The organism is Zhouia amylolytica (genome assembly GCF_900116365.1).
In the GTDB taxonomy this organism is placed as follows: domain Bacteria; phylum Bacteroidota; class Bacteroidia; order Flavobacteriales; family Flavobacteriaceae; genus Zhouia; species Zhouia amylolytica.
This window is the reverse complement of sequence record NZ_FPAG01000005.1, coordinates 188,970-204,033: the sequence shown is the minus strand read 5'-3', so window position 1 is coordinate 204,033 and position 15,064 is coordinate 188,970. Positions and strand designations below refer to the sequence as shown.

The following is a 15,064-nucleotide window of genomic DNA, read 5'->3' as shown; positions in this document are numbered from 1 at the left end:
TTGTTTAAATGTCTAAACAATTTAACAGTGTAAAAAAATACTTAAAGGTTTACTATGTACAATTAATATCTATTTATTTTCTACTTGCTCGGCCCAGTCATAAAACTGTTCAATAGCTATATAAAGAACTCCGGCCGACCCTCGGAAGGTACCGGAACCTTCCGGTTTATTATCAACCGTATACCATTCGTAAAATCCGTCATTTACTACTACGCGCTCCGTCATCGGCTTCATTTGCTGATAAGCTTCTTTAATAAAACCATAGTTGATTAACTGCTGAATCATTCTACCACCAAACCAGGTCCAATCACCGCCATTTTGATATCCGTAAGGATACATTCCTTTATTTTCAAAAGCCCATTCAGGATATGGTGGGTACATGGTGAGGCCAATAGATCCTGCTCCGGATTCTTTTACATTGGCAATCATTTTATTTAGGGAAGTTTTTATTTGCTTTTTATTTAACAAACCTGCTTCGATCGCTACCGCAGTTCCCCCGTGATAGTAAATTTCATTTTCATTAAAATCATCAGGATAAGGCGATCCTTCCAAATATACATGAGGGATAAACTTCTGGTTTTTTTCATCCCATAAAACCTCCATAGTATTCTTCGCGATATCCTTTCGAATCGGTTCCCACTTAGCTTTTGTTGCAGGAATGAGCTCCATCATATTATCAAGAGCAATTAATAGCATGGCGTTGTCATAAATATCTAAACAATAATGTGTATCATCCGTAATGAAAACTCCCCAGGGATGTGAATGCTGAACATCTCCCCAATCGGCTGTCGTCGCTCCATAAATCAATCCGTATTTATCGCTCCATCGTTCATTCATTAAAAACTCCATGGACTTTTCCATACGCTCAGCAACAGTTAGCTCCCCCACCTTCTCATTCATAAATTCACGATCTCCGGTCTTGATTACATATTTATAGACAGCTTGAACCAGCGAACTCTCATGATCCGTTTCTACGGTATTCTTATGACCGCAATAATTGGGTTCCAGATCCGAATAAATGTACTTATAACCACCTTCAGTGGCTACCGCCTTTTCTTTAGGAATAAATCCATCAATTATATTTCCATCTTCCCCTTGTAATCTAAAAAATACTAACAAGTTTTCCTTTAATGTTTCCTTATCAAATACCTCCGCAGACAGTTCGATAAAAGTATTGTAATCTCTGATCCATACTTCGCCATAACCATCACCGGCATTAAATCCGGTTTTCACCACCTCCAGGGCTCGTTCTTTTACTGATTTAAAATCTTCATCTGCTAAAATCGTAGCGGCCAATTCTTTGTTTTCTTTATTTGAAGAACATGCTGTCAGGATAATTAAGAGACTGCTTAAAATGATCTTTTTCATAATGTTCATTTACTAGTTTTTTTATTTGACATTGATGGTGGTACCGATTCCGTACCCCAGCTTTTATTTGGTTGGTTTCCTAATGTAAAAATGAGTTTACCTCCGTTCATCAACTTTTCATGGAGCATCCAGTTCGAATTAAAGTTTTCTCCATTAAAAGATGCTGACTGTATATATAAATTATCACTCCCCTGATTAAGTGTTTCTATAATCAGTTCATCTCCCTCATAATAAGTGCTATCTAATTTGATGCGAATCTTATCGAAAAGTGGAGTTCCGAACTGATAGGTAGGGTTTGCATTGGAATGACCCTGAACATCAAATAAGCCCATGGATGCCATTACATACCAGGCACCCAATTGTCCTTGATCCTCATCTTGTCCAACACCATAACCATGCAGGGGTTCAGTACCATAAAATTCATTACAGATCGTTCGTACCCACTTCTGTGTAAGCCAGGGTTTTCCAGAATAATTAAAAAGCCATGGATTGTGTAAACACGGCTGATTTCCGTGATTATATAACTTTTCTACCCCGGAAAAACTATGAATCTCTTCCGATCCTCCTCCAAACATACTTTTTTGGGCATCGATAAACATCTTTTCGAGACGCTCATTAAAGCGTTCTTTCCCGACCAAATCCATAAGTCCTTTTACATCGTGTGGCACATACCAGGTAAACTGAAATGCATTTCCTTCCTGGAAGCCATCCCACCCTCTCATGGGATCAAAATCTTCAATAAAACTTCCATTCTCAAGCTTCGGTCGTATAAATTTTGTTTCCGAATCGAAAAGATTTCTATAGTACGCTGCCTGATCTATAAGTTTTCTATAATTTAACGAGTCTTGTAACTGCTTTGCCATCTGAGCCACAGCATAAGAACTAAAGCTATATTCTAAGGTATGTGAAGCACCAAAATTAAAAACCCAACCATTAGAAATAATCGTGTCTTTATAAGGTACGTAACGATCCTTTACAAAATAACTAAGGTCGTATTTCCCATTACCAAGATTTCGACCGTGATACTCCAATTCATTTTTCAAAGCAGCTTCATATCCCGCTTTTACATCAAAATCACGAATGCCAACATTATAAGCCGAAGCAATAAGCAAACCTTGGAAATTTGTTTGTACACCATTGGTATAAACGCCTGCGGCCTCCCCGTCATGCAACCAGCCTCTGTCTTTATAAAAATCGATATTTGATTGTATGTATTCTTTAAAGTAATCAGGATATGCTAAAGCCCATAGCTGACTAAGGTTCCAAAATCCTCCCCAAATCCCATCGGTATTGTAATGATTGTATTCCGGAGTACCATCGGGAGCGAGAGGTATTTGTCCGATTTTCCCATTCACCATCGGATAGTTTCCATTGACATCACTGGCCAATCCACGACCTAATAAGGCGTGATACAAACCCGTATAAAACTTAATGCGATCATTTTCCGCTCCTCCTTCTACAACAATATGATTCAACTTTTCATTCCATGCTTCCTGAGATTCCATACGAACATCATTAAACGACTTCCCTGTGGCTTCTGCATTTAGATTATTTCGTGCATTCGCGATAGACGTATAACTTAATCCAGTCTGTACCTCCAGCTGTTCTCCTTCATCCATAGAAAACGTAAGGAATAAACCATTTTCGGTTCCAGTTGTTTTCGTAAGGTCAGGATTTTGAATACTATCGTTAAAAGCCCCCACACTTATAGGGGTTTCACTAAGTCGGGCAACAAAATACATTTTCACCCTTTTGCCCGGATCACAAAACTTTGCATATTCGGGATATGTTTCAATATACCCTTCAACCTCATTCGTATTCACCAACTGAGCCATCGCATCCGTAACATCGCTGCTTTCTCCTTGTTTATGTCCGATATCAATAATAAGGTTAGCCTGATCAGTTTTTGGAAAAGTATACCGATGGTACCCCACTCTCTCTGTGGCTGTAATCTCGGCCTTCACATCATAATCCTGCAATACTACATGATAATATCCGGTTTCCGCATTTTCCGTGCGTTTATCAAAACGAGAGCGGTATCCTGCATCGGGATTATCTAAGGTTCCCGGAACGGTTTTTATCAAGCCCACGGTGGGCATAAATACCAAACCTCCTATCTGAAATTCATGGAAGTGTCCGAAACCTTCGATTGAAGTATGACGGTCATCATATCCAGTTGGACCCCAACCACCTTCACTCCCATAGGCATTCGTATGCGGAGCTAACTTAGCCATTCCGAACGGACGAGCCGCAGGAGTATAAAAAAACCAACGTCCATGTACCGATCCAATTTGCGGATCTACATAGTGCGTCAATGGTACTAAAGAATCAGTTACTTTTTCCTTTTTGCCACAGCTAACAGCCAGTAAGGATAGTACGATTAAACTAATTGCAAACCCTGTTCGTCTATGTATTATATACCTCATCATAACTTGGTAAATTAATTTCATTCTTTGCTATAATATCCCTATTTAGCACTCTGCAAAACGCTACCGTTTTTAAGCCTACACGCTAACAAGCTTAGTTAGTTAATCTATAGAGGCCTCTTCAGCAACTATTTCTTGGCAGATAAATAAACCCCCTCTATACGTTCACCAACAGGGTGATTGGCCTTAAAGGTCATCCCTAAAATATGAGCAGCCGTTTGTGCAATCTGATCTTGATATATTTGATTTTCTTCAGATACTTCTCCCAATGTTGGTATTCCGGGACCTAAAGCCGCAAACCAGGTTTCATTACTATGTGGTGCTCCGGTACCGTGATCTGTCCATTTATCACCCAGTCCTCTTCCATGATCCGGAAAAATTAACAAAGCTGTTTTATCTTTATAAAACGGATCATTTTGAAGCGTATTCCATAAATCGGCAATCATTTTATCAATACGATGTGCAGCATCTAAATACTTACTATACTCACCATTATGCCCATAGATATCGGTATCACAAAAATCAATATGAATCACTTTTGGCTTGTTCTTTTGGATATACGCTTTCGTCATTATATAAGTTAATTCATCAGGTCGGCAATCAGGATAATGATCTGGAATTAAATGCTGCAATTCATTAATAAGTTGTTGTGCCTCTGAACTATTGGCTCCTAAAACATCCTCTTCTGGTAAATTCACCAACATCCCATTACGATCGCGATTTAAAATTCTACCCAGGGCATTCCAGGAAGCAAATGTGATTACTTTCCCTTTGTATGCTTTATGACTATTAAAAAACTCCAAAACATTTTCATTGGGGTTATTCGGGTAATCGTTCGAATTAACCTTAGGGTCGTAATACCCACACAGCGTTTCACTTCTTCCGGGATATGAAAACCAGTATTTGTTTTTTACATCTACCTTATTACCATGGTCTCTGTTACCATATAACTGTCCCTTTGCAGCAATTTCATTCCAAAAAAATGGCAGTAACTTTTGCCTTCTTTCTACTTTATTATCTGTCCAAAATTTCTTGTCCTCTATTAACAGTGAGTCCGCTCCTTTAAATACCTCCTGCCATCTAAAACCATCCACAGAGATTAATATAATATTTTCAACGTTATGATGCTTTTGGGCTAAACCACTTAAAGACAAGAAGCCCAGTAATAATAAGAATTTGATTTTCATAGGTTTTAATTTCTAAAGTTTTGTTTGTTTTGGTTTTAATTTATCTATTTCACTAAGAATTCATCTGTAACATTTCTTAATTTCCGGGATGGTCTGAAGGTGGCATTTCTCCAATACCCCATCCCTTATTTGGCTCTGGTCCCATTTGAAGTTCGAGTACTCCGCCTTTCAACAATTCCGCGGAAGGAAACCAGAAATTATCAAGTTGCGATCCATTCAATACGGCACTTTGCACATACTTATTAGTTCGAGATACATTTTTCGCCTTAATAGTAAAATTTTTCCCTCTGCCATAGCGTTCTCCCAGATCAATAGTGACCTCTTCAAAACTCGGACTCCCAATTTCATAGATCGGATTTACTCGCGTACCCCCATCCGTTTGAAAAAGACCTAAAGCAGACATAATAAACCAGGAACTCATTTGTCCTTGATCTTCATCCCCTAAATAAGCATTGGATACGCCATAACCATAAAAACGATCGATAATATCCCTACTCCATTTTTGGGTAAGCCATGGTTTTTTGACCCAATTAAATAAATAGGCAAAATGCATCGACTGCTGATTACCTTGTATAACCGGAAAATCCCAGTACAATTCATTTGGCGCATTGTAACGCCAGTTGCTACTTAGCGTAAATCCGTCATCGAGGCGTTTAACAAAATTATCTTCCCCGATGCGTTGCGCTAAAGCCGGAACATCCTGAGGCACAAAAAATGTAAGTTGCCAGGCATTCCCTTCTACAAACTGATGATTCCCCCCGGTTCTGATTGGATCGAAATCTTTAAACCAGGAACCATCTGAATGTCTTAACCTGGCGAATCCTATTTCAGGATCAATAGCATTCTTCCACCAATATGCCCTGTCTATAAACTCATCATATACCTGCTTTTTACCCAAGGCCTTGGCTAATTGTGAGACGGCATAATCATCAAAAGAATACTCGAGGGTATTAGAAAACCTCCCTTTATTATACGGCACATATTTATAGTGTAAATAACTCTCGAGGTCTCTATTACCGGCATATCCGCCTCCTACCTGTTGACCTTTGGTGGTTTGCATCTTATAGACCGCCTCCATGGCTTTTTCTGCGTCAAAATCGCGTATTCCCATCTGATAAGCTCCCACGATAAGAGGTATCTCATGTTCCGCTACCATAACAGGTATATATTCCATACCAGCAGGACCTTTAGCTAACCAGCCATTAGCATCATACATAGCTAATTGCGATTTCACCCATTTTGAACTCCATTCAGGAGTTACCAGGTTCCAAAACTGGTTTAAATTCCAAAAGGTATTCCAAAAGGCATCACACCCTAAAGCTACATCCTCCGGATCATCAAATTTTCGAATGTGTTCTGAAGCATCTACCCAACTCCCATCTACATCACTGAATATATTGCGACTTACCAAAGCTCTGTACATATTTGAATAGAACCTCCTTTTCTCTTCCCTGTCAGGGGACTTTATTTGTATCCGGCTAAAAAGTTCATTCCAGGCAGCTAGCTGCTGTTGTCTGACTTTTTCAAATTCCCAATCGAAAGGCTCGGTAATCTCTTTTTCTAAATTTAAAGCCGCGTTATCGACACTTACATAAGAAAGTCCGGTTCTCGTTTGAACCACCTCATTTTCTGAAGTATCAAATCCGATAAAAGCAACAATCCCTTCCGGATTTTCCGATTTAAATTCTTCGGCATTTTCTATGGTCAACATATCCATTTCTCCCTTTTCCGGGCCGTCGATCCAAACCCCAAAACTTTTAATAGGCTGGTCAAACTCCATGACAAAATGAATCGTATAGTTCTGAGCGATATCATCCCATTCCTTCGGTTCATCGCCTCCTTCTACCATTATTTTGCGGTAGTACTGTTCTCCCCAAATATGACGAGATACCTGCTTGCTGTATCCAATTATTTTATGATCACTTACTTTCTTAAAATAGGCCTCTTCGATATCATAACCATACTCACCCGGTATCTTAAGATCGACCAAAATTCTTGAATTGTTATCATCTTTCGAGTAAGTATATCGCTGAAAACTACATCTGGTAGTGGCCGTAAGCTCCGCTTTAATATCGTAATCACTCAAATAAGCAGAATAATAGCCCAACGGGGTCTGCTCTGTATGTTTATCAATACGCGAACGATAACCACTATCAGGATCGCCTTGTTTCCCCATTTTAGTAATCAAGGGACCATTAGTGGGAAAGGTACCCAAACCAGCCATGGTCCATTCGTGAATATGACTAAACGTCCCAATACTTTCGAAGGTTGGTTGGTATCCGGCCTGCCAGCCTTCATTTTGATTATCCGGACCGATCTTAACCATTCCAAATGGCATCCAGGGGCCCGGAGCTATCATCCATCGGGAATGCCCTGTACCTATTTTAGTGTCCACATAATCCGAAAGAGAAACCAGTTCCTTCGGATTTCTGTGAACGCTATCACCCTCAACCTGAATTCCGTTAATATATATTTGATAGTTACTAACAATTGACGCTTCGACAGCAGGCATAGGGACCTCAAAAACATACCTCCCCATTTCCACTGTTTGCTTAAAAACTCTTTTACCATCAAGGTTCACTGAAAGTTCAGCGGCACCTTCCAAATGCTGCACATCAATAAGCAAGGGCTGAAAACGCTTCCCTGCTTTTTGGATCTCATAATCTGCCGGTTCTACATTCCGAACAAACGCATGTTCAGGCTGCATCAACTTCATCTGTTCTGAGGTCGATAAACGTATATGATCAAATACCAGCCAACTTCCTTCCAGCGTGGTAATCTGTATTTTGTTTCCCCCTTTTTTTAATAATCCTGCATCAAATTCTATTTTAACAAGCTGCTCCTTAGCTCCAGATAGCTCACCCTTTAAAACATCCGCACCACTCCCTTTCGCTAATCGATATTTCCAGGATCTATCATTGATGGTCACTTTCACATAAGGAGCTTCTTCAGCACTACAGTCCAAAATATCAAACAACAGCTGGCAGTTGCCTTTTTTTGGAGAATCCTTCAATCCGAAAAGCATATTAATTTCGTGTGGCCTAATACCAGCCAAGCCCGAGGTACCACCCCAGTAATCGATCGCACCTGGCAATACATATGGAAAATCTTGCTGCTCTTTAGAAGAGCCTATCAGATAGTAACGATCCTCCCATCCAAAATCATGTTCCAAAAAATTTTCATAAGAAGATGGAGCCAAGGCAAATTCCTTTGCGCTATTATCCGATTTACCGATTTGCCAAAGTATATGCTCTTGAGCCGTACTTAGAGTCATAAATAAAATACTTAGAATAAGAACAAAGACGTTGTTATACATAATTCAATTGTTTAAATGTACAGACATTTGTACAAATGTAATAATTAAAACATATTCTTTTATTTTTTGAATTAAAATTTTTAAAGAATTATTGTGGAGTCTTTATTTATTTATGACTTATATTGAGGTTAAATCCTATCACGGGACCAGGTAACCATCAGACACTTCGTACGATATCGATTTTATATTTCATTTTATCGTGTCTGTAATAGCATTTATTATACTCAATGATCCGCATCCCGGCATCATAAACAATTCGTTTCCTGTATAATAAAGGCATTCCTTTTTCAACTTGTAATATCTCAGCCAGTTCTTCGGTCGCCATAATTGCCTGAACTTCTTCAGAGGAACGCATGGGGATAATGGAGTATTCCTCTTCAAGTATATCATTCAGAGGTTTAAGGAAATCATGATCGTCCGTTATGGGAATTCTGGGATGAAACCAGGACTCAAACATCACAAAAGGCACTGACTTATCACCTTTCACTCGGGTCAACTTTTTCACCTTCCTGCCAACTGGTACATCGAAGATCTCTGCTAATTCTTCGTCACACGGTACTTCCTGGAATTGCACCTGGTAATTCTTAATCACAATCCCTTTTCGTTTCATCTCCTTCGAAAAAGAAATCCACTCGTTAAGCTGTGTTATAATATTCCCGTGCTGTGCAACAACAGTACCTTTGCCACGCTTACGTTCAAGCAATCCTTCATTCACTAACGTATTAAATGATTGTCGTACCGTACTTCTGGAAACCCCAAACATATTACTCAATTCAATTTCACTTGGTAACAACTTTCCCAGATCATAATCACCAGTATCAATTAACATGCGTAATACTTTTTCGATCTGTTTATGTAAGGGAACATCCGAAGAATGGTCGATATATTTAACTAAGTTGGATTTCAAAACAATTTATTTAATGATTTCTCTCTATTACCGCTGAGATAAAATTAACTGTAAAAATTAAGGATACAACAATATTAATAAGAAAGAATTGATTTTTAATTTTCCTTATCGGATTATTTGATGTCCAAAAAAATTTCACACTTCATCATTTCAAAGGCCATCCCAAAGGACACATCAATATTAAAACGTCAGAAAATCAAATAATTACATAGAAATATAATTTTATTGAATTAATAAATCTATTAGATTTGTAGAGAAGCATCTATGAAAAATTAGTCCAACAAGGAGTTGATATACGAGTATTGTTAGACTAAAATCAACATCTAATTATGATTAAACTCTTTAGAAGAATCAGACAAAAACTACTTTCGGAAAATAAGCTTAGTCAATATATAATCTATGCTATTGGTGAAATAATTCTCGTAGTAATTGGCATTCTGATTGCCCTTCAAATCAATAATTGGAATGTTGATCGAATCGAAAGGGAAACAGCATATGAATACCTGCAATCCCTTACAGCAGATCTGAAACTGGATGAAATCAATTTTAATGATTACAATAATTTTCTAGAAGAACATCAAAATAGAAAAAGAGTCTTGCTCGAAAGGTTAAAGTATGATGATCTTTCTACAGACTCACTCGTTACATTAATCCAACCATTTCTACTCAACAAAAAAATAGTAGATGAAACATTCCATAAATTAAATATTGAAAAGTTCTCCAAACATATTGATGAAGATCTATTCTTTAAAATAAACAAATATTACACAACCACTTCAATTCGCTATTTAAGTTTCGTTTCGTGGGATGAGGAATATACCTTGAAAGAATCAGAGTTCTGGTATTATAACCCTTCTTTTGAAACGACATATTTAGATGAAAAATTCCCATTTATTCAAAATGATGCTGAGCAAAGAAAAATGCTAATTGATCAAATATCTTCTGTTAAAGGGAGAAATATGTTGCGAATCTATTTATTCAGAAAAAAGAGAATACAAAAGTTTGTAAATGATTTTAAAGCTGAAGCAAATTCACTACATAATGAAATTGATGCTTACCTGGTATCTAAAAGATAATAACCATTTCAATTTTTTCATAAAAGCAAAAAACCACGCATAAAGCGTGGTTTCCTGCTTAAAGTGATTGCGGCAGGATTATTATAAATGATCCCTGTACAATGCCCATTTGTAAATAGGAAACCCAAACAGCTAAAGCTGTTCTAATTTTTTGTTTTATTCAAAAAGATAAAAACCATTTCACTTTTTTCGTAAAAACAAAAAACCACGCATAAAGCGTAGTTTCCTGCTTAAAGTGATTGCGGCAGGATTCGAACCTATCTCGCAAGTACTAATTTTATTGACTTAACAACCTGCAAATCATAATTTGTTGACCGATTAGTTGACCTAGTATCAAAAAATAGGCCAAAAAGTTATTTTTGACTTTCATTTAATCGCAAAGATAATATTACTTCTACAATTTTAATAAAGATACCTCTAAAGGTATATTATTCAGGCACCTACATTGATGGGTTTTTATCTTTTTCACTGTACAACTACAATTATTCCATGTTTTTAAAACTGAGGTATTAACACCACTTTTATCAATATTAATTACCCTGGGTTTACCACTATTCTATATTGATCTATACAAATAGCGATACATCCCTCCTACCTTGACATAGGTTTCATCCATTCGCCAACTATGACTAATACTACGTTTTCTTTTATGCATTTTTCTCTCTACTTCTTTCGAAAACATTAAAACCCATCGCTGAATCGTAGAACGATCTACTTTCATTCCTCTTATTGCCATTAATTCTACCACATCCCGATAGCTCAAAGTGAATCGCAATTTAAAATAAACCGCTTGTAATATCACAACTCTGGGATAGCCATGATGGTTGAACCTAAAATTTCTTTATTAATAAGAAAAAATATTACCAATGGATATTATAATAATGGCTCCCCAGCACTTGTTTTACCACTATTGATCATATGAAATGAAAGTCAACCTAATCCATAATATTACAATTAAGGGCACCCCTTCAGTATACTTAACACCTTTAAGCTCTACTAATTATTTTTTAAAGTCTACTTCCCTATATTTATCAGCACAATTGATCCCCTCTTCTTTCCATTTTTGTAAAATAGGATTTAGATTATCAATAAAAACTTTAAAATTTTTACGCTTTTTAGACGTCCATCCCACTTCTGCATATGCCGCTATTCTCGGAAAAATCATTCGATCCATATCTTTAACCGTAGGTATCCACTCACCCCACATTTGGCATCCTAAACCTAGTACCTTTTCATGATACTTTTTATCCAAGCCAATTGGGATCGGATCAAATTCATATGACTTTTCAATTGGGATATAACTATAATTGTAATCTAAATAAGTATAGACATGATATGAATTTACAATATCATATCCCCTTTTAACCGCATCTGTCACCATGTCTAGATTTCCTTTCCAAAAATGAACAATAGTATTTGGGGCTAGCTGCTCTTTAGAAACAATGTCTTCTTTTTTTTGCCATTCATGAACATTTCCTCCTAAAATTTCATTCCATCCCATCATGCGATGGTTATAATTCTCCAATAAATTAGATATCTTATTCGTGAAAAAAATTTGAAGGTCAGTAGGACTGTTCAATTCATTATCTTCCATAAACTTTTGAACAAATTTATTTTCTTTCCATGCTTCAAACTTTACTTCATCTCCTCCAATATGAATAGTTTTTGCAGGAAACAAATGCATTACCTCTAGTAAAATATCCTCTAAAAATTTGTAAACACGAGGATCTGCAACATTATATGAATCTGGAAGTTTGCCAAAAACTACCGGTACTTCCTTAAGTTTTCCCAAAGTACCTAACCATGGATAAGCCGCAATTGCGGCAGAGGCATGTCCAGGCATTTCTATTTCTGGTATAATAGTTATGTTACGTTCTGAGGCGTAAGAAATAATTTCTTTTATTTCATCCTGGGTATAGAAACCTCCATGAGAAACATTTGACCTTTTTTCACTATCCCACCCTCCAATTTGACTATTACTTCGGAAACCACCAACTTGGGTAAGTTTAGGGTATTTTTTAATTTCTATTCTCCAGCCTTGATCATCAGTTAAATGCCAATGAAATACATTCATTTTAAGAATTGCCATCTGATCGAGAAGTTTCTTTACTTGATTTTTGCCCTTAAAATAACGAGCTTCATCCAACATAAATGCCCTCCATTTAAACCTTGGTTTATCGGTGATTCTTACCTTAGCTACCTCTCCTTCACTATTAATAAGCTGCCTAAGAGTCTGAATCGCATAAAATATACCTTTTGAATTTGGTGCTTTTAATTCTATTTTATTCCCTTGAACATTAAGAGTGTATCCTTCCTCCCCTACCTGCTCCGTAAGTGAATTATCAACTTCAAGTATGATTCCTTTATTCCCTTTACGCGAAATTTTTAAATTTAAATCATAATCTTCCTTGAGAAGATTTTGTAAATATTCAGCATTGAAGGTGTTCTCACCTCTAACTATTTTAACATTAGAGGCTATTTTGAAAATCCCTTCATTAAATTCAACCTCCAATGGTTGAGGTATCACCTTAGCATATTGAGCAAATCCATTTAAAACTGTCAATACCAATGTCAAGAACCAAAATATTTTTAACCTTTTCATTATTTCAATCATTATTATCAATTTCAATTAGCTAGTCTACCCAAGTAAAAAATGATAGACTTTTAAATCGTTATTATTTAAATTGCAATAAATCAATTTTTATTCATATTCAAACACTAACGCTTGATGACAAGTTAATTCTGGGACAATTACCTCCAACCTGTCACCCAACCTTTTTACTGGTAGTTCCACTTTGTCAGTTACCGTGTATACCTTTTTTATTCTTTTATCAAACTTAACTCGCACAGGAATGTGGTATAATGTTACTAAGTCCTCTATTACTTTTGCTCTCCCTCTTTGATGTGGAGTTGCATAGGTTAAGTGAACTATATATCGATCATTTTGCGGTTGATGTAATAGATTCACTCGACCAGAACTTGGCATATTTACCTCAACATAGGTATCTGTTAATAAAAGTTTTAATGCATTATAAAAAAGTTGTTTATGTACTCTTGATCCCTCTTTCCCATAATTGTATTCCAATTGATGTGCTGTCCAAACGATATTACCGTTCTTAATCAATGCTGGATGAGTGGCTGCTTCTGTCTTGTAAGGGGTGTTATCGTGAGATGTCCAATGCTCTACAGTTCTATTAAAATATGGCTCATAAATTTCGGCTAAGACTTTTGTACTTGGCTTGGGCTCGACTTTTACTGCAGGGATACGATTTAAAAATGGTGATTGTACTAAATCTTCAGATAAAATATCTGAAACCAAAGTATAATCTACATCAGCAGTTGCCTTACCCAAATAATTGGCTCCAATATCAAACTTCCATTTTCCATTTTCGAAAGCTCCTTTCTCCATTACAAACAACTTTCCGCCACTATCTAAAAACGATTGTATTCTTTTGGTTTCTTCTTCATTTAATTTTACCCCACTATGTAATATTATCAATTGCAAATCACTCCAATCTTCTAAATTATTTGCCACCACAAAATTGACCTGCTTCTCCAATAACATTTTTGTGAGGTCATTATCACGTCCGGTAAAACTTAACCAAATAGCAGTCTTTGCTAAATGTTTAGCATTCATACTATAGTCTTCAATCTTCTTAATATATTTATAAGCGTAACCAATATTGTCATAAGTTGCCTCTTCTAGTTTACCTGTAGGATGTAATTGATCCCCAAAATTAGCCATAGCACCATATGACAGCATACTGGCTGCTTCATATAAAATAGCATCTTTATGTTTAAAGCCTCCAAATTCGCCCCATGCGGAATGAAATTTGCCACTCATTGCAACAATAGGCTTACCTGTATTAGCATAATATTTAGCTCTAACTGGAAAAACATCATAACCAGCCCAAGTCGTAGGCAAATCTTCTAAGTCTTGCTTAGTATTGTATTGATGATACTGTTCATCCACAATTCGTTTATTACTTATTGGTGTAGTCCAGTTGTAATAAATAGTTGCATTTGGCTTATATTTTTTTATTATAGCATTTGTCTTTTGAAAAAACCTATGCATTTTTTTACAGTGATAATTCCAGGCTTCCTCTTCATCATTCCAGTCTATACCATTAGCTTCCATGTCTTTTTTACTATATTCATTATAATTAATACTTCCAACAGGAATAATATCAAACCAAAAACCATCAACATCATAATTCTTAGCTATTTCTTCTGTATGCTTTAATAAATGTTCCATATAAGGCCCTTCTGGGTACATCGTAGGCCACCCCCAAGGAAAGGGTTCTCCTGGCCTACTTTTAGCCTCCAAATTCGCAAAATTATTCTTTCCATCCTTTCCCGTAGAAACCCATTCTGGATGTTCGCGAGCATCTAGCACATTCCAGCCTACAGTTATATAAGCCTGCGCTGTAACCCCTATTTCATGACAAGCTTCTAATTGCGCTCCAAATAAATCAAAATTTAAATTTGGATGACGCTTACCAATTTTTGTATTGTAGTAAGTCCAACCATGGTGTCCTTTTGCAAAAATGTTTATAGAATTAACATTTCCAGCCTTCAAAGTACTTTGCCAATCTTTTTTATTCCAACTACTTCCAATATCAAGTAATTTTTCAGAAGTATGAAAATCAAGATGTACCTGTCTAGACCCTTCACGTGAATCGAATTCCTTTTCATTGCCTTGAGAAAATCCAATAAATCCAATAATGAGAACTAAATAAAAAACAATATTTTCTTTAATATTATTCATGATTTTTGAAATTAAT

9 protein-coding genes are annotated in these 15,064 nt (G+C 36.6%); 1 reads left to right on the top strand and 8 read right to left on the bottom strand.

The features are described from left to right. Positions 1 to 69 precede the first annotated feature (69 nt). The 5 genes from BM361_RS09565 to BM361_RS09545 form a co-directional block, all read right to left on the bottom strand. Positions 70 to 1,368, bottom strand: coding sequence for a glucosidase family protein (locus BM361_RS09565; RefSeq protein WP_074978633.1), 1,299 nt, complete (start codon positions 1,366 to 1,368; stop codon positions 70 to 72). Between the two features lie 5 nt (positions 1,369 to 1,373). Further along, positions 1,374 to 3,797 carry a GH92 family glycosyl hydrolase gene (locus tag BM361_RS09560; protein WP_254785790.1) on the bottom strand — a complete coding sequence of 808 codons (2,424 nt, stop codon included), beginning with the start codon at positions 3,795 to 3,797 and terminating at the stop codon, positions 1,374 to 1,376. A 125-nt stretch (positions 3,798 to 3,922) separates the two neighbouring features. After that, positions 3,923 to 4,981: an alkaline phosphatase family protein gene (locus BM361_RS09555; protein WP_074978485.1), complete on the bottom strand. Its 1,059-nt coding sequence runs from the start codon at positions 4,979 to 4,981 to the stop codon at positions 3,923 to 3,925. A 76-nt stretch (positions 4,982 to 5,057) separates the two neighbouring features. After that, the gene (locus BM361_RS09550; protein ID WP_254785788.1) at positions 5,058 to 8,255 is read right to left on the bottom strand and encodes a GH92 family glycosyl hydrolase; all 3,198 of its coding nucleotides are present in this window, start codon (positions 8,253 to 8,255) and stop codon (positions 5,058 to 5,060) included. A 199-nt stretch (positions 8,256 to 8,454) separates the two neighbouring features. Next, a complete protein-coding gene (locus tag BM361_RS09545; RefSeq protein ID WP_074978482.1) occupies positions 8,455 to 9,204 on the bottom strand; it encodes a GntR family transcriptional regulator in 750 nt (249 codons plus the stop codon). Positions 9,205 to 9,533: 329 nt separating this feature from the next. Here BM361_RS09545 and BM361_RS09540 point away from each other — a divergent pair, with 329 nt between their 5' ends. Next, positions 9,534 to 10,280, top strand: a complete 747-nt coding sequence (locus tag BM361_RS09540; protein ID WP_074978480.1) for a DUF6090 family protein — start codon at positions 9,534 to 9,536, stop codon at positions 10,278 to 10,280. 556 nt (positions 10,281 to 10,836) lie between these two features. Here the strand turns inward: BM361_RS09540 and BM361_RS09535 are convergent. From BM361_RS09535 to BM361_RS09525, 3 genes are all read right to left on the bottom strand, one after another. Then, positions 10,837 to 11,043, bottom strand: coding sequence for a DDE-type integrase/transposase/recombinase (locus BM361_RS09535; protein WP_139226688.1), 207 nt, complete (start codon positions 11,041 to 11,043; stop codon positions 10,837 to 10,839). Between the two features lie 237 nt (positions 11,044 to 11,280). Then, positions 11,281 to 12,882 (bottom strand): beta-N-acetylhexosaminidase, encoded by a 1,602-nt coding sequence (locus tag BM361_RS09530; protein WP_074978629.1) that lies wholly within the window; start codon positions 12,880 to 12,882, stop codon positions 11,281 to 11,283. Positions 12,883 to 12,981: 99 nt separating this feature from the next. Continuing rightward, positions 12,982 to 15,048 carry an alpha-amylase family protein gene (locus BM361_RS09525; protein WP_074978477.1) on the bottom strand — a complete coding sequence of 689 codons (2,067 nt, stop codon included), beginning with the start codon at positions 15,046 to 15,048 and terminating at the stop codon, positions 12,982 to 12,984. Positions 15,049 to 15,064: the final 16 nt, after the last annotated feature.